A 16,072-nucleotide genomic window follows, 5' to 3' on the forward strand; every position below is an offset into this window, starting at 1 on the left:
GGCAACCCCTAAACGCCCGGCGCGACGATGAAAGGTCAGTCTTGCTGGAAATGCGTGGGGCTGGGCCGCTTCTTCAGGCGTCGTTGCAGGGTGCGCCGGTGAATGCCCAGCGCCTGCGCGGCCCGGGAGATATTGCCCTGGTGGGCGTCAAGAACCCGTTGGATGTGTTCCCACTCCAGCCGTTGCAGGGACGGCGGCGCTTCCGGCAGCGCCCCGGGCTCGCCCGGGTCCCGCTCCAGGGCATCGAGGATATCGCCGGCGCTGGCCGGCTTGGTGAGATAGTTGCGGGCGCCGCGCCGGGTGGCGGCGACGGCGGCGGCGATGCTGCCATAGCCGGTCAGCACGATCACCCGGCACTCCGGGAAACGGGCCAGCAGCGGTGCGATCAGATCAAGACCGTTGTCGGCGCCCAGGTTCTGGTCGAGCACCGCCGCCTCCAGGGCCGGCAGGGTATCCAGCAGCGCCCGGGCGGCGGCCAGATCGGCGGCCCAGTGCACCTGGCAGCCGTGGCGGGCCAGGGCACGCCGGGTCTGACTGGCCAGCAGCTCGTCGTCTTCCAACAGTAGCAGGGAGGCGGGGACGGTCACGTGGGCGGACTCCATTCAATGCGCGCCTGGCTCCACTGGTGGTGAAAGTCCAGCCGCAGGGTGGCATCCAGGGATTCCAGCGTGGCCTCCACCAGGGCCAGGCCCACGCCCAGGCCTTCCCGCTCGGTGGGGCCCTGGTGGCGCGGACCGTCGTCGCTGACCTGCAGCACCAGCCGGCGCCCGTCCTCTTCAAGACGCACCACCAGCTGCTCGGCGCCGGCGTCGATGGCGTTGTAGCCCAGGTTGGCCAGCACCCGGAACCAATCCGGAGCCGGCTCCAGGGTCCGCGCCGGGTCGCCTTCCACGGTCAGCGACAGGGTCGGCTGCAGGTGTCGCAGATGCAAGCGCAGCCGCTCGCACAGGGTGCCATAGTCGCAGCGCGGCGGCAGTTCCGCGTCGGTCTGGCGCAGCCGCCCGGCCACGCGCCGGGCCAGCGCCTCGATCTGCGCCAGGTCCTCGCGGGTGGCCTCCGGCAGGCCCGGTTCCTGGCGGGCGTTGTCGGCCAGCATCACCAGGCTGCTCAGCGGCGTGTTCAGTTCATGGGCCTGGTGGGCCAGGGTGGCGGCCACCTGGTAGAGCCGTTCCCGGCGGCCGGCCAGCTCCATCAGCCGTTCCTGCTGGCGCTGCTGGTCCCGGGTCAGCGACTGGATCACCTGGCCCAGCAACGTCAGCACCCCGGCCAGGGCCACGAACACCACGCCCATGCCGATGCCGTGGGTGTGGCTCAGTTCCCGGCTCAGTGCGTGCAGGGTGGAGTGCGGGTCCGGCGCGCTGTGCCACAGCCCCACCAGCAGATAGCCGGCCAGGGTCAGCACCAGCAGCCCCCAGGCCGCCCGGGGCGGCTGGGTCAGGGCGGTGAGCAACAGCGGCACCAATAAATAAAAGGAGAGAGGATTGGCGGCACCGCCCAGCTGCTGCACCAGAATCAGCACCGCCAGCAGATCCAGGGTCAGCTCCACCCCCAGCAGCGTCCGCTGCAGGGAAGGCCGGGCATTGAGCGAACACACCGCCACCAGGCTGGGCACCAGCAACACCGCCAGCCCGGCCAGCACATTGGCCGGCGGCAACAGCTCCGGCGAAAACCGGCGCAGGGTCAGCAACGCCAGCGCCAGGCTCAGCACCAGCAAGCTGCGCAGGGCGATCAAACGCCGGCGCCAGACACGATGAACGTTGGGGAGGGGACTCATGGGGGGCGATTGTAGCGCGACCAAGCGCGGAAGGATGCGGCGTTTTGTCGCAGCCCCCCACACCCGGATGACACCGGGGCGACATCCGGACGACACCCGGGCACCCCGAAGCGCGGGCATGGCCCTGCCGCCTGATCGGCGTTGCCCCGCGTTTCAACTTTTAACTTGCAACTTGCAACTTGCAACCGACCTTCACTCGCACGGCCGCTCCGCCATCCTGCCCAAGCCCGCCGCTGTCACCGAGGCCTGGCGGTACCTTCCAAAAACTCCTGCACCAGGGCAGGGATCTTCGGGTGGTCGAAGACGCGGGTGTCGGTGAGGTCGAAGCCGGCGGCGGCCAGGGTCTCGGCGGTGGGGCGGTCGAGCTGGCAGCCGCAGGCCAGGTGGCGCCATACCGGGTTGATGCGCTGTTGCCAGCGGTGTATCCGCGGGCGCTGGCTGGCGATGTGCTCGAGCACCAGCAGTTGGCCGTGGTCGGCGAGCACGCGGCGCATCTCGCGGGCGGCGCGGGCCGGGTCGGGGATGGTGCAGAGCACCAGGCAGGCCACCACGGTGTCGAAGTAGCCGTCCGGATAGGGCAGCTGGTGGGCGTCGCCTTGCAGCAACTGAAAACGCTCCGGTGACGCCGCCTGATCGCGGGCGCGACCGGCCCTCGCCAGCAGGGTGGCGTCCGGTTCCAGGCCGTGGACTTCGCTGGCGTCGTCGCCGTAGAGCGGCAGGTTGGCGCCGTTGCCGACGCCGATTTCCAGTACCCGGCCATGGGCGCGGCGGATCAGGCGCTGGCGGTCCCGGTACAGGGCACGGGTGGCGCGGTCCAGCAGCGGTGGGAAGATCCGTTCGCTATAAAAGCCCATGGCGCCGCCGCTATCAGCCGCCGGCCCGTTCGAGGATGGCCACGAACGGCTCGCTCTTGCCGTGGCCGCGCACGATTTGCAGCAGGGTGTGGCCTTCCCGGTCGGTGGCGCGGATGTCGCGGCCCTGTTCCTGGAAAAACGCCACGAAACGCTCGAAATCCTCGGCGCGCAGGGCCCGGTAGGCCTTGAGCAGTACGTGGAAGTCCGGGTTTTCGCCTTCCTCGGGGGGGAAGTCGAGGAACACCTTGATCTGCTCATCGGTCATGGGTTCGCCGATGACTTTCTGTTTGTCCTTGCGTTCAGCCATGGAAGTGCCTTTGCTCCAGCCTGCGGGTCGGGCGCCGATTATAGGGGCGCTGGGGGCGGAATGACACCGGCGGTGGTGGAACGGGACGGTCAGGCGGGAAGGGCGGTGGGAGAGGGCGGCAGGTGCTCCGGGCCGGCGCGGAGCCGGCCCGGGGACCGGATTAAAGTGCCATATCCTTGAGCTTCTTGAGCGGACGAACCTTGACCACGGTACGCGCCGGCTTGGCGGCGAAGGTGGTTTCCGCGCCGGTGAAAGGGTTGATGCCCTTGCGTGCCTTGGTGGCGGGTTTCTTCTGGGTCACGGCCTTGAACAGACCCGGCAGGGTAAACTGGCCGGCGCCGCGCTTCTTCAGGTGGCCTTCCATGATGTCGGTCAGCTCGTCGAACACGGCGTTGACGTCTTTCTTGGTCAGGCCGGTGCTCTCACTGATCTGGGTGATGATCTGGGACTTGGTCATCGGCTCGGTGATGGCCTTGACCTTGCGCGTGGCGGGTGCCGCTGCGGCTTTCTTCGCCGTCGCCTTTTTCTTTGCAGCCATAGGATCTCTTACCCCTTGGGTTGGTGACTTGTGATGGTAATTTCGGTGCGCATCCAGTTATATGCCAAGCAAAACCCCTGTACAAGGCGTGGAAGGCCTATTTTTTGTGTGTTTCAGCACGAATTGAGGCCCGCGCACGGGGTTAGCAGGGCCAACCGCGAATCGCTATACTAGCCGCCTTTTCAGCCACCCCCCTGACGACGCGCCGGGGTGGTCTCTTCGGATACAACGACGGACAGTGGAAATGCGTAGCCATTATTGCGGTGATTTGCGGGCCTCCCACGACGGGGAAACGGTACGGTTGTGTGGTTGGGTACACCGCCGCCGCGACCACGGCGGGGTGATCTTTCTGGACGTGCGCGACCGCACCGGCCTGGTGCAGGTGGTGTTCGATCCGGACACCGAGGACGCCTTCGCCCTGGCCGACAAGGTACGCGGCGAGTACGTGCTGCAACTGGAAGGGCGCGTGCGGCTGCGCGACGAGGCGGTACGCAACCCGCGCATGTCCACCGGCGACATCGAAGTGCTGGGCAAGAGCGTGACCATCCTCAACGAGGCGCAGACGCCGCCGTTCGAGCTGGACGAGTACTCCGCCGCCGGCGAGGAAGTGCGCCTCAAGTACCGCTACCTGGATCTGCGCCGTCCCGAGGCGCTGCAGCGCTTCCAGTTCCGCTCGCGGCTCACCCACGCCGTGCGTGCCCACCTGGAAGGCCAGGGCTTCATGGACGTGGAAACCCCGATCCTGACCCGCGCCACCCCGGAAGGCGCCCGCGACTATCTGGTGCCCAGCCGCACCCACGCCGGCAGCTTCTTCGCGCTGCCCCAGTCGCCGCAGCTGTTCAAACAGTTGCTGATGGTGGCCGGTTTCGACCGCTACTATCAGATCGCCAAGTGCTTCCGTGACGAGGACCTGCGCGCCGACCGCCAGCCGGAATTCACCCAGATCGACCTGGAAGCGTCCTTCGTCGAGGAAGAGGACATCATGGCGATCACCGAGGCCATGGTGAAAAGCGTATTCAAGGACATGCTCGACGTGGAGCTGCCGGAATTCCCGCGCATGACCTACGAAGAGGCCATGCACCGCTACGGTTCCGACAAGCCGGACCTGCGCGTGCCCATGGAGCTGATCGACATCGCCGACCTGATGGACGGGGTGGAGTTCAAGGTGTTCGCCGGCCCGGCCAAGGACCCGAAAGGCCGGGTGGTGGCCATGAACGTGCCCGGCGGTGGCGATCTGAGCCGCAAGGAAATCGACGAATACACCAAGTTCGTGGGCATCTACGGCGCCCGCGGCCTGGCCTATATCAAGGTCAACGATCTGGATGCCGGCACCGAAGGTCTGCAATCGCCGATCCTCAAGTTCCTTACCGAGGACGCGATCCAGGGCATCCTGAAGCGCACCGGCGCCGCCAACGGCGACCTGATCTTCTTCGGCGCCGACAAGGCCAAGGTGGTCAACGAGGCGATCGGCGCGCTGCGCGTCAAGGTCGGCCACGAGCGCGGCCTGGCCAAGGGCGACTGGGCACCGCTGTGGGTGGTGGACTTCCCCATGTTCGAGGAGGATGAGGGCCGTTACTACGCGCTGCACCATCCCTTCACCATGCCCAAGTGCGACCCCGAGGAGCTGAAGAGCAACCCGGAAGGCGCCCTGTCCCGGGCCTACGACATGGTGCTTAACGGCACCGAACTGGGCGGCGGTTCCATCCGTATCCACCGCCCGGACATGCAGCGGGCGGTGTTCGAGGCGCTGGGCATCAGCGACCAGGAGGCGGACGAGAAGTTCGGCTTCCTGCTGGACGGCCTCAAATACGGCGCGCCGCCCCACGGCGGCCTGGCCTTCGGCCTGGACCGCATGGTGATGCTGATGACCGGCGGCGATTCCATCCGCGACGTGATCGCCTTCCCGAAAACCCAGACCGCCGCCTGCCTGATGACCGACGCCCCGTCGCCGGTGGATAATCAGCAGCTTCGGGAAGTGGGTATTCAGGTTCGTAAAGACGACAAATAAATAGGAGCGTCCATGGCAGGTCATAGTAAATGGGCCAATATCAAGCACCGTAAAGCGGCTCAAGACGCCAAGCGGGGCAAGATCTTCACCAAGCTGATCCGCGAGATCACCGTGGCCGCCCGTATGGGCGGCGCCGAGATCAACGACAACCCGCGCCTGCGCGCGGCGGTCGATAAGGCGCTTGGCAATAACATGACCAAGGACACCATCGACCGGGCCATCAAGCGCGGCGTGGGCGGCGACGACGGCGCCAACATGGAGGAGATCACCTACGAGGGCTACGGCAAGAACGGCGTGGCGGTGCTGGTGGAAACCATGACCGACAACGTCAACCGCACCGTCTCCGAGGTGCGCCACGCCTTCTCCAAATTCGGCGGCAACCTGGGCACCAGCGGCTCGGTGGCCTTCCTCTTCACAAAACGCGGTGAGCTGTTGTTCGAGCCCGGCGTGGACGAAGAAAAGCTGATGGAAGCGGCCCTGGAGGCCGGCGCCGAGGACGTGGAAGAAAACGAGGACGGCAGCTACCTGGTGATCACCGCCCCGGACCGCAGCTTCGGTGACGTGGGTGACGCCCTCAAGGCGGCGGGCCTGGAAGCGGTGGACGCGGAAGTGACCATGAGCCCCTCCACCCGCGCCGACATGGACGCCGACACCGCCGAGACGGTGGGCAAGATGATCGATCTGTTGGAAGACCTGGACGACGTGCAGAACGTCTACACCAACGCCAACTGGCCGGACGAGGAATAATCTCTTCGCGACTGAAGTCGCTCCTACGGTAAGAATGCCACCGTAGGAGCGACTTCAGTCGCGATAACCACCCGGCCCACTCCCACTGGACATACGAACAGCAGGCAGGTTAGATAGACCTGCCTTTTTCATATATAAGCCACAGGCGCACCATGACCATTCTGATGGGCATCGACCCCGGCTCGCGGCACACCGGCTATGGCGTGATCAGCCAGGTGGGCAATCGCACCACGGTGGTGGATTTCGGCACCATTAACACCACCGGTGCCGAGATGGCGCCGAGGCTGGGGGAGATCTTCGCCGGCCTGCGCGAGGTGCTTGCCCTGCATCGGCCAGACGAGGTGGGCATCGAGAAGGTGTTCATGGCCCGCAATCCGGATTCCGCCCTGAAACTCGGCCAGGCCCGTGGCGCCGCCATCACCGCGGTGGTGCAGGACGGTGTGCCGGTGTTCGAGTATTCCGCCCGCCAGGTCAAACAGGCGGTGGTGGGGCGGGGCGGCGCCGAGAAGGTACAGGTGGCGGAAATGGTGCGTCATTTATTGAAGCTGGATAAACGGCCGCAGGCGGACGCCGCCGACGCCCTGGCCATCGCCCTGTGTCACGCGCACATGCGCGTGTCGCTGGCGCGGCTGGGTGGCGCCTCCGCGGTGCGGCGTGGACGGGTACGATGATCGGACAACTGAAAGGCACACTGGTGGAAAAGCGGCCCCCCCGGCTGTTGTTGGACGTGGGCGGCGTGGGCTACGAAGTGGAAGCGCCGATGACGGTGTTCTACGACCTGCCGGACACCGGCGCCGAACTGCTGCTGCACACCCATTTCGTGGTCCGCGAGGACGCCCAGCTGCTGTTCGGTTTCGCCAGCCGCTACGAGCGCGAGCTGTTCCGCAGCCTGATCAAGGTCAACGGCGTGGGCCCGAAGATGGGGCTGGCGATTCTCTCCGGCATCGAGGCCGACCGGCTGGCCGCCTGCATCCGCGATCAGGACACCACCTCCCTGGTCAAGGTGCCGGGCATCGGCAAGAAAACCGCCGAACGGCTGGTGATCGAGATGTCCGACCGGCTCGACAAGCTGGACGGCGCGCCGGCGGCACTGCCCGGCCGGGTGGCCCTGGACGTCGCCCCGGACGCCCGCGCCGACGCGGTGGCGGCGCTGGAGGCGCTGGGCTACCGCAATAAGGAAGCCGCCGCCGCCGTGGCACGGGCCGCCGAGCAGGGCGACGACAGCAGCGAAGAGCTGATTCGCCGCGCCCTGCGAACTCTGGCAAGGTAACCGACCATGGACAATGAGCGTCTGATCACCGCCGGTGCCGCCGACCCGCGCGAAGAACAGCAGGACCGCGCCATCCGTCCGGCCAGCCTGGCGGACTACCGGGGCCAGCCCAAGGTGCGCGAGCGCCTGGAGATTTTCATCGACGCCGCCCGGGGCCGTGGCGAGGCGCTCGACCACACCCTGATTTTCGGCCCGCCGGGGCTGGGCAAGACCACCCTGGCGCACATCATCGCCCGGGAAATGGGCTCGGAGCTGAAATCCACCTCCGGCCCGGTGCTGGAAAAGGCCGGTGACCTGGCCGCCATCCTCACCAACCTGGAGGAGGGCGACGTGCTGTTCGTGGACGAGATCCACCGCCTGTCGCCGGTGGTGGAGGAAATCCTCTATCCGGCCATGGAGGATTATCAGCTCGACATCATGATCGGCGAGGGCCCGGCGGCCCGTTCCATCAAACTGGACCTGCCGCCGTTCACCCTGGTGGGCGCCACCACCCGCGCCGGCCTGCTCACCGCCCCCCTGCGTGATCGCTTCGGCATCGTTCAGCGCCTGGAATTCTACGGCGTGGAGGATCTCTCCGGCATCGTCACCCGTTCCTGTCGCATTCTCGACATCCCCATCGACGAGGATGGCGCCCGGGAAGTGGCGCGCCGCGCCCGGGGCACGCCCCGTATCGCCAACCGCCTGCTGCGCCGGGTGCGCGACTACGCCCAGGTGAAGAGCGACGGGCGCGTCACCGGCCCGGTGGCGGAGCTTGCCCTGGACATGCTGGAGGTGGACAGCCACGGCCTGGACGGCACCGACCGGCGCCTGCTCAATATGATGATGCACAAATTCGACGGCGGCCCGGTGGGCCTGGACTCCCTGGCGGCGGCGCTCAACGAGGACGCCGGCACCCTGGAAGAGGTGGTGGAGCCGTACCTGATCCAGCAGGGCTTTATCCAGCGCACCCCCCGCGGACGCCTGGTGACCAACCATGCCTGGCGGCATTTCGGCCTGTCCCGCCCGGCCCGAGACGACGATTTGTTTAAATGAGTGAAAAATCTTCTCGAACTTCGGAATTTGCCCTACCGGTCCGCGTCTACATCGAAGACACTGACGCCGGTGGAATCGTCTACTACGTGAACTACCTGAAGTTCATGGAAAGGGCGAGGACCGAGTACCTTCGCTCGCTGGGCTATCAGCACTACGGCCTGGCGAAAGAGAACTACCAGTTTGTCGTGCATTCCTGCCAGGTTCGCTACCGCAAGCCCGGCCGGATCGACGACGACCTGAGGGTAAGTGCCCGTTTGACGAACCTGGGCCGTGCCACCCTGATGTTCGCCCAGCAAGTGACCCGCGACGGGGAACTTCTTTGCGAAGCGGAGATCAAGGTGGCCTGTGTCAGCGCCGACGGCATCAAGCCGACGGCCTTGCCGGCGCCCTTGTTTGCAATGTTCAAGGCTCAAGTCGAGGAGTTGGGGTAAATGGGTGAATCGTCGTCCAGCATGTCGATCCTGTCGCTGGTCACCAATGCGGGCCCTGTGGTTCAGGTCGTCATGCTGGTGCTGCTGCTGGCGTCGTTGATGTCCTGGTACATGATCGTCAACCGCTACCGGATACTGGGCCGCGCCCGCCGGGCGGACAAGGCGTTCGAGGAAAAATTCTGGTCCGGTGAGGACCTCTCCAGCCTTTATAACCAGGTGCGCAAGCAACCCAACCCGGATTCCGCCAGCGAAGCCGTGTTCCGCGCCGGTTTCCAGGAGTTCGTGCGGCTGTCCAAGTCCACCCGTGGGCCGGACGCCATCATGGAAGGCGCCCAGCGCTCCATGCGGGTGGCCCTGCAACGGGAACAGTCGCGCCTGACCAAGCACCTGCCGTTTCTCGCCACGGTGGGTTCCACCAGCCCCTATATCGGCCTGTTCGGCACCGTCTGGGGCATCATGAATTCGTTCCGCGCCCTGGCCAACGTGACCCAGGCCACCCTCAGCGTGGTGGCCCCGGGTATCGCCGAGGCGCTGGTGGCCACCGCCATGGGCCTGTTCGCGGCGATTCCGGCGGTGATGGCCTACAACCGGTTCGCGTCCCAGTCCGAATCCCTGTTGGGTGACTGCGAGATGTTCGCCGAGGAGTTTTCCTCGGTGCTGCATCGCCAGGCCCATGGCCGCGACGCTTGAGCCACGGAGGCCCGCTTATGAGTGGTATACGGGTTCGCAAGCCGCGCAAGATGATGGCCGACATCAACGTGGTGCCCTACATCGACGTGATGCTGGTGCTGCTGGTGATCTTCATGGCCACCGCGCCGATGATGACCCAGGGGGTGTCCGTGGACCTGCCCCAGGCGGACAGCGCGCCGATCCTCAACAACGAGGAGCCGGTGATGATCACGGTGCGTGCCGACGGCAGCTACCACATCAACGTGGGCGAGGACGGCGGGCAAACCGCCTCCAGCCTGGAGACGGTGAAAGGCCATGTGCTGACCATCCGCAAGCAGAAGCCGAAAACCCTGTTTCTGGTGGAAGGTGACCAGAATGTGGCCTACGGCAAGGTGGTGGTGCTGATGTCCGAGCTGCAGCGCGCCGGGGTGACCAACGTGGGTCTGGTCACGGAGCCGCCGGGGCGTTCATGAGTGATCGCGGGGTTGCCGCCGGCTTTTCGGCGCTGTTGCACCTGGTGGTGCTGGGCCTGATGGTCTTTACCTGGTCCTCGGCCCCGGAATTGCGCCGGCCGCCGGAGATTCCGCCCCATGTGATGGCCACGGTGATGGAGGAGACCCGTCGGGCTCCGGACGCCAACACCACGCCGGCCCGGGAAGAACGGGACCAGCAGGCAACGCCGAAAAAAGCGCCGGAACCTAAACCGGAAGCCAAGCCCAAGCCCAAGCCGGAACCGAAGCCTAAACCGGAGCCGAAGCCCAAGCCGGAACCTAAGCCGGAACCGAAGCCGAAGCCCAAACCGGAGCCCAAGCCCGAACCCAAGCCGCAGCCCAAACCCGAGCCCAAGCCGCAGCCGAAGCCCGAGCCCAAGCCTGAGCCGAAGAAAGCCGAACCCAAAAAGGCCGAACCGGAAAAAACCGAGCCGGCGCCGAAGTTCGAGCAGCCCAGCATGGAGGAGTTGATGGCGGAGGAAGAGCTGGAAATGGCGCGCAAGAAGCGCGACCAGGTTGCCGAGAACCCGGGCTCCGGCCCGGCGGACAGCGACGTGACCGAGGAAACCTCCAGCTACGTGGACGCCGTCCGCAACGCCATCCATCAGCGCTGGCGGATCCCCGGCAACTACCGCAACCGCAACGACCTGAGCGTTCAGGTGCGCATCCAGGTGATTCCTGGCGGCGAGGTGGTCAATGTGCAGGTGGCCAAGTCCAGCGGTTACCCGACCTTCGACGATTCGCTGGTCAACGCCGTCAAGCTGGCCAGCCCGTTGCCGGTGCCGGACGGCAAGCAGTTTGAGCAGTTCCGTACTTTCGTGATCGTATTCAGCCCCGGGGATGTACAATGATGCGAATTATCAACGTCCGATCCACCTTCGCCCGCGTCGCCGCCGCCATGGCCCTGACCATGCTGGCCTTGAGTGCGCGGGCGGAATTGATGATCCAGATCACCGAGGGCCGCGTGGACGCGGTGCCCATCGCGGTGGTGCCGTTCGCCGGCGCCTCCGACGCGCCGGAGAACATTTCCGATATCGTGCGCGCCGACCTGCACCGCAGCGGCCAGTTCAAGACCCTGGAGCCGGGCGACATGCTCAGCCGGCCGACCAGCGCCGACCAGCTCAGCTTCCGCGACTTCCGCGTGCTCAATCAGGAGTACGTGGTGGTCGGCAGCATGCAGAAAACCGACTCCGGCGCTTACGAGGTGCGTTACGGCCTCTACGACGTGACCCGCGAAAAACAGCTGATGACCGAGAGCTACCGGCCGCCGGAGTCGCAGCTGCGGGACGTGGCCCATGCCATTTCCGACCGCATCTACGAGGAACTCACCGGCATCCAGGGGGCGTTTTCCACCAAGATTCTGTACGTCACCTTCAACCGGGGCACCCAGAATCCCTACCAGCTGCAGTACGCCGACGCCGATGGGGCCCGGGTACGCACCATCGTGCGCAGCAAGGAGCCGATCATGAGCCCGTCCTGGTCACCGGATGGCTCCAAGATCGCCTATGTGTCGTTCGAGAAGGACGGCCTGCCGAAGATTTACGTGCACGACCTGGCCAGCGCCCAGCGCCGGGTGGTGGCCCAGTACAAGGGCATCAACGGCGCGCCGGCCTGGTCCCCGGACGGCCAGCGGCTGGCGGTGACCCTGTCCAAGGGCGGTAACCCGGACATCTACAGCCTGGATCTGAACAGCGGTGCCCTGGAGCAGCTCACCGACCACTACGGCATCGACACCGAGCCGCGCTGGATGCCCGACGGCGAGCACCTGGTGTTCACCTCCAGCCGCTCCGGCGGGCCGCAAATCTACGAACTGGACATCAATGACAAATCCACCCGCCGGGTGTCGTTCGAGGGGGCCTACAACGCCCGCCCGGACGTGACTCCCGACGGTCGGTATCTGGTTTATGTACACCGGCGGAACGGTTCGTTCCATGTCGGTGTGCAGGACCTCCAGCGCGGTACGTTCGATATCGTCACAAAGACGGATATGGATGAATCGCCCAGTGTTGCGCCCAATGGAAGTATGATAATTTACGGGACGCAATACCGGGGTACGGGGGTCCTGCAAGCCGTGTCCATCGACGGGAGAGTGAAGGTGGAGCTTCCGTCGAAGGAAGGGGAAGTCAGGGAACCGGCCTGGTCGCCGTTCCTCTGAACGGATCTCAGAGTTCCAACACAGGAAATCAATAGGAGTTTTCGTATGCGTTCGTTCATTAAACCGTTTCTTGCCGTGATTCTTGCAGGTCTGCTGGCTGCGTGTTCCAGCACGCCTACCGAGGAAGATACCTCTTCCACGGACACCATGGGTCAGAACACTCAAACCACGCCGACCACTCCGGTCGAGCGTCCGAAGCCGTCCAAGCCGGAAACCAGCTCCATTCCGCTGACCGCGGAGAACTTCCACAACCATCCGTCCAACTACGATGGCACCACCGACACCCGGGTGATCTACTTTGCCTTCGACAGCAACACCGTACCGGCGGCCGCGTTTGAAAGCCTGCGCGCCCACGCCAAGTACCTGAAGCAAAACCCGAACGCCAAGGTGCGCCTGGAAGGTCACGCCGACGAGCGCGGTACCCGTGAGTACAACGTGGCTCTGTCCGAGCGTCGTGCCGAAGCCGTTCAGAAGTTCCTGCGCGTGCAGGGCGTGAGCGCTTCCCAGCTGGAAACCGTTGCTTACGGCGAAGAGAAGCCCGCCGCTTTCGGTCACACCGAAATGGACTGGGCTAAAAACCGTCGCGTGGTTCTGAACTACACCGCCGGCCGTCCGTAACCGATGATGATGTTCAAGCAGGTATTCAAACACGCCGCCCTGGCGTTCCTGCTTGCCGGTCCGGTGGTCTGTGCCCAGGCGCAGACCACCGGGCCCCTGGTCGTCGAGGAGCGTGGCTCCTCCGGCGGCCCGGGTTCGGCGAACCCGTCCACCGCCAACGGCGGTGACGACGGGCTCTACGTGCTGATGCAGCAGATCGAGCAATACCAGAAGCAGATCCAGAGCCTGCAAGGTCAGGTGGAGGAACTGCGTCACGATCTGGATCGGCTCAAGGCCGCCGAACGCGAGCGTTACCTGGATCTGGATACCCGTATCAACGCCCTGGTCGATCAGACCAAGAACGCACCTCAAACCGATGCCGAAGCCGGCGACGATGGTGGCAAGAACAACGCCCCCGCCGACCCGGAAGCGGATCGCGCCGCCTACACAGCGGCCCGTGGCAAGCTGCTCGAACGAGACTTCGACGCCGCCGCCACCGCCTTCGAAAACTATCTCAAGGATTTCCCCCAGGGGCAGTTTCGTGCCCACGCCCACTTCTGGTTGGGCGAGGTCTACAGCAATCAGAAGAAGCCCCAACTGGACAAGGCCCGCCAGCAATTTCAGACCGTGGTGGACGAATACCCCAACCACAGTCGCGCGCCGACCAGCCTCTACAAGCTGGCCAGCCTGCAGGCCCAGGCCGGTAACACCCCGGAAGCCAAGGTGACCCTGCACAAGCTGATCAAGCAGTTCCCGGACGCCTCCGAAGCGGAGATGGCCGAGGCCATGCTCAAACAGCTCAACAGTCAGTGAAACCCTATCGCGGCTAAAGCCGCTCCTACAGTGAATCCGTAGGCCCGTAGGAGCGACTTCAGTCGCGATCCCCCCCAAGGTCGCGATCCCCCCAACCTATCATTTCCCCCCCACAGGCCCTAGAATCCACCCCCCAGTCCCCAAGCCCGGAATCACCGTGGAACTGCGCGTCACCGAAATCTTCCATTCCCTGCAGGGTGAAGCCCGCACCGTGGGCCGGCCCACCGTGTTCGTGCGCCTCACCGGCTGCCCGCAGCGCTGTGTCTGGTGCGACACCGAATACGCCTTCCAGGGCGGCGAAAAGCACACCCTGGGCGCCATTCTCGACCAGGTGGCCGGCCACGGCGCCGGCTTTGTCACCGTCACCGGCGGCGAACCCCTGGCCCAGCCCAACTGCCTGCCGCTGCTCACCGCCCTGTGCGACCGGGGCTATGAAGTGAGCCTGGAGACTGGTGGCGCCATGGACATCGCGCCGGTGGACGAACGGGTCTCGGTGGTCATGGACCTGAAGGCGCCGGGCTCCGGCGAGCAGCACAACAACCGCCTGGAGAACATCGCCCACCTGCGCCCCCACCACCAGGTGAAGTTCGTGCTCGCCGACCGCCGGGATTATGATTGGGCACGATTCATGCTCGACCAGCACAACCTGGCGGCGCGGGTCTCCGACGTATTGTTCTCGCCGGTGCACGGCCAGCTGAGCGGCGCCGACCTGGCCGACTGGATCGTCGCCGACCGGTTGCCGGTGCGCTTCCAGCTGCAGCTGCACAAGCTGCTCTGGAACGACGCCCGGGGCCGCTGAGGCGCGCCGGTACCTGTAGGCGCGGCCGGGCGGCGAACCGCTTCAGCCGCGATCAAACCGCCACTGATCGTGCCTGAAACGCAACGCTACCCGCCGCTTCCGGTGCACGGTAAGCCGTCGAACCGACCAATATGAGGAGAACCAACATGAACACCGCCGTGGTGCTGCTTTCCGGTGGCCTGGACTCCGCCACCTGCCTGGCCATCGCCCGTGACCAGGGCTACCGCTGCCACACCATCGCCTTCGACTACGGCCAGCGCACCCGCTCGGAGCTGGACGCCGCGGTCCGGGTCTCCCAGGCCCTGGGCGCCGAATCCCACCGGGTCATCGAACTGGGCCTGGGCACCATCGGCGGCTCGGCGCTCACCGACCACGCCATCGAGGTGCCGGAGGAGGGCGGTGACGGCATCCCGGTGACCTATGTGCCGGCCCGCAACACCGTGTTCCTGTCCCTGTCCCTGGGCCTGGCCGAGGTGGTGGACGCCAGCGCCATCTACATCGGCGTCAACGCCGTGGACTACTCCGGCTACCCGGACTGCCGCCCCGAGTTCATCGACGCCTTCCAGACCCTGGCCGGTCTGGCCACCAAGGCCGGCGTGGAAGGCCACCCCATCGAGATCGCCACGCCCCTGATGCGCCTCTCCAAGGCCGACATCATCCGCCGGGGCACCGAACTGGGGCTGGACTACGGCCTCACCGTGTCCTGCTACCAGGCCGATGAGGCCGGCCGCGCCTGCGGACGCTGCGACAGCTGCCGCCTGCGCCGCCAGGGCTTCGAGCAGGCATTGGTCAAAGATCCAACGATCTATCGCTGATCGATAAAAAATTCCGCCTCAACCCTTGTCATGGGGAAATAAATCCGTATTATTTGCGCCTCGTTCGACGGGTCGTTAGCTCAGTTGGTAGAGCAGTTGGCTTTTAACCAATTGGTCGATGGTTCGAGCCCATCACGACCCACCAAACCTTAAAAGGCCCGCTATACAGCGGGCCTTTTTTTGTCTGCGCCATCCCCCCTTTGAAACCCCGAACCGAACCCGATCACGCGGCCGGGATCGCCCCCGGTGCCAGCGTTATCGCGACTGAAGTCGCTCCTACCCCGGGGGCCTGGAAGGCCCGCAGCGCCGCTCCGAGGTAGCGCACCGCCACCGAAGATTGCTGTAGGAGCGGCTTCAGCCGCGATCAAGCCCGGCGCCATTGTTATCGCGACTGAAGTCGCTCCTACCCGGGGGCCTGGAAGGCCCGAACAGCTCCGCCTTGAGGTAGCGCACCGCCACCGAAGATTGCTGTAGGAGCGGCTTCAGCCGCGATCAAGCCCGGCGCCATCGCCATCGCGACTGAAGTCGCTCCTACCCCGGGGCCCGGAAGGCCCATACAGCTCCGCTCCGAGGTAGCGCACCGCCGCCGAAGATTTCTGTAGGAGCGGCTTCAGCCGCGATCAGCCCGGCGCCATTGTTATCGCGACTGAAGTCGCTCCTACGCCGGGGGCGGGAGGATGGCTGTCACGGACGGCAGGGCAAAAAAAAGGTTCATCGCGGATTCCCGGGAAAGGCGGCTTTGATCTTGAGGAAGAAGTAGTCGCTGTCCCGG

The 16,072-nt window shown here is 65.5% G+C and carries 19 protein-coding genes and 1 tRNA gene; 15 read left to right on the plus strand and 5 right to left on the minus strand.

The features are described 5' to 3' along the window. Positions 1-35: 35 nt before the first annotated feature. From FGS76_RS01815 to FGS76_RS01835, 5 genes are all read right to left on the minus strand, one after another. Positions 36-602, minus strand: coding sequence for a response regulator transcription factor (locus FGS76_RS01815; RefSeq protein ID WP_138770920.1), 567 nt, complete (start codon positions 600-602; stop codon positions 36-38). Next, positions 584-1,774, minus strand: coding sequence for a sensor histidine kinase (locus tag FGS76_RS01820; RefSeq protein WP_138770921.1), 1,191 nt, complete (start codon positions 1,772-1,774; stop codon positions 584-586). Before FGS76_RS01820 ends, FGS76_RS01815 begins: the two co-directional genes overlap by 19 nt. Positions 1,775-2,010: 236 nt before the next feature. Then, complete coding sequence (locus tag FGS76_RS01825) at positions 2,011-2,628, minus strand: class I SAM-dependent methyltransferase (RefSeq protein ID WP_138770922.1); 618 nt, start codon at positions 2,626-2,628, stop codon at positions 2,011-2,013. Positions 2,629-2,641: 13 nt separating this feature from the next. After that, positions 2,642-2,935, minus strand: coding sequence for a PA4642 family protein (locus FGS76_RS01830; protein ID WP_138770923.1), 294 nt, complete (start codon positions 2,933-2,935; stop codon positions 2,642-2,644). 160 nt (positions 2,936-3,095) lie between these two features. Next, positions 3,096-3,473, minus strand: coding sequence for an HU family DNA-binding protein (locus FGS76_RS01835; protein WP_138770924.1), 378 nt, complete (start codon positions 3,471-3,473; stop codon positions 3,096-3,098). Positions 3,474-3,717: 244 nt separating this feature from the next. On the opposite strand from FGS76_RS01835, the gene aspS reads away from it, so the two are divergent. The 15 genes from aspS (at position 3,718) to FGS76_RS01910 (ending at position 15,445) form a co-directional block, all read left to right on the plus strand. Further along, on the plus strand, positions 3,718-5,481 hold the full coding sequence (gene aspS, locus FGS76_RS01840) for an aspartate--tRNA ligase (protein WP_138770925.1): 1,764 nt from the start codon (positions 3,718-3,720) through the stop codon (positions 5,479-5,481). Positions 5,482-5,493: 12 nt separating this feature from the next. After that, positions 5,494-6,228 (plus strand): YebC/PmpR family DNA-binding transcriptional regulator, encoded by a 735-nt coding sequence (locus FGS76_RS01845; RefSeq protein WP_138770926.1) that lies wholly within the window; start codon positions 5,494-5,496, stop codon positions 6,226-6,228. Between the two features lie 152 nt (positions 6,229-6,380). Continuing rightward, entirely contained in the window at positions 6,381-6,899 is a 519-nt protein-coding gene (ruvC, locus tag FGS76_RS01850) for a crossover junction endodeoxyribonuclease RuvC (RefSeq protein WP_138770927.1), read from the plus strand. Further along, on the plus strand, positions 6,896-7,498 hold the full coding sequence (gene ruvA, locus FGS76_RS01855) for a Holliday junction branch migration protein RuvA (protein ID WP_138770928.1): 603 nt from the start codon (positions 6,896-6,898) through the stop codon (positions 7,496-7,498). The genes ruvC and ruvA overlap by 4 nt, the downstream gene beginning before the upstream one ends. Before the next feature lie 6 nt (positions 7,499-7,504). Next, positions 7,505-8,530, plus strand: a complete 1,026-nt coding sequence (ruvB, locus tag FGS76_RS01860) for a Holliday junction branch migration DNA helicase RuvB (protein ID WP_138770929.1) — start codon at positions 7,505-7,507, stop codon at positions 8,528-8,530. Beyond that, positions 8,527-8,961, plus strand: coding sequence for a tol-pal system-associated acyl-CoA thioesterase (gene ybgC, locus FGS76_RS01865; RefSeq protein WP_138770930.1), 435 nt, complete (start codon positions 8,527-8,529; stop codon positions 8,959-8,961). The genes ruvB and ybgC overlap by 4 nt, the downstream gene beginning before the upstream one ends. Then, positions 8,962-9,651 carry a protein TolQ gene (gene tolQ / locus FGS76_RS01870; protein ID WP_138770931.1) on the plus strand — a complete coding sequence of 230 codons (690 nt, stop codon included), beginning with the start codon at positions 8,962-8,964 and terminating at the stop codon, positions 9,649-9,651. It abuts the gene before it with no gap. A gap of 17 nt (positions 9,652-9,668) precedes the next feature. Beyond that, positions 9,669-10,103, plus strand: coding sequence for a protein TolR (gene tolR, locus FGS76_RS01875; RefSeq protein WP_138770932.1), 435 nt, complete (start codon positions 9,669-9,671; stop codon positions 10,101-10,103). Continuing rightward, entirely contained in the window at positions 10,100-10,972 is an 873-nt protein-coding gene (gene tolA, locus FGS76_RS01880) for a cell envelope integrity protein TolA (protein WP_138770933.1), read from the plus strand. The genes tolR and tolA overlap by 4 nt, the downstream gene beginning before the upstream one ends. Positions 10,973-11,019: 47 nt before the next feature. Next, positions 11,020-12,276, plus strand: coding sequence for a Tol-Pal system beta propeller repeat protein TolB (tolB, locus tag FGS76_RS01885; RefSeq protein WP_377900115.1), 1,257 nt, complete (start codon positions 11,020-11,022; stop codon positions 12,274-12,276). A 45-nt stretch (positions 12,277-12,321) separates the two neighbouring features. After that, positions 12,322-12,894, plus strand: a complete 573-nt coding sequence (gene pal / locus FGS76_RS01890; RefSeq protein ID WP_138770935.1) for a peptidoglycan-associated lipoprotein Pal — start codon at positions 12,322-12,324, stop codon at positions 12,892-12,894. A 3-nt stretch (positions 12,895-12,897) separates the two neighbouring features. Next, a complete protein-coding gene (gene ybgF / locus FGS76_RS01895) occupies positions 12,898-13,686 on the plus strand; it encodes a tol-pal system protein YbgF (protein WP_240692362.1) in 789 nt (262 codons plus the stop codon). Between the two features lie 157 nt (positions 13,687-13,843). Beyond that, positions 13,844-14,485, plus strand: a complete 642-nt coding sequence (gene queE, locus FGS76_RS01900; protein ID WP_138770937.1) for a 7-carboxy-7-deazaguanine synthase QueE — start codon at positions 13,844-13,846, stop codon at positions 14,483-14,485. Positions 14,486-14,631: 146 nt separating this feature from the next. Further along, a complete protein-coding gene (gene queC, locus FGS76_RS01905) occupies positions 14,632-15,300 on the plus strand; it encodes a 7-cyano-7-deazaguanine synthase QueC (protein ID WP_138770938.1) in 669 nt (222 codons plus the stop codon). 69 nt (positions 15,301-15,369) lie between these two features. Continuing rightward, positions 15,370-15,445: transfer RNA gene (locus FGS76_RS01910), tRNA-Lys, on the plus strand. Positions 15,446-16,072 lie beyond the last annotated feature (627 nt).

The organism is Alloalcanivorax gelatiniphagus (assembly GCF_005938655.1).
GTDB lineage: Bacteria > Pseudomonadota > Gammaproteobacteria > Pseudomonadales > Alcanivoracaceae > Alloalcanivorax > Alloalcanivorax gelatiniphagus.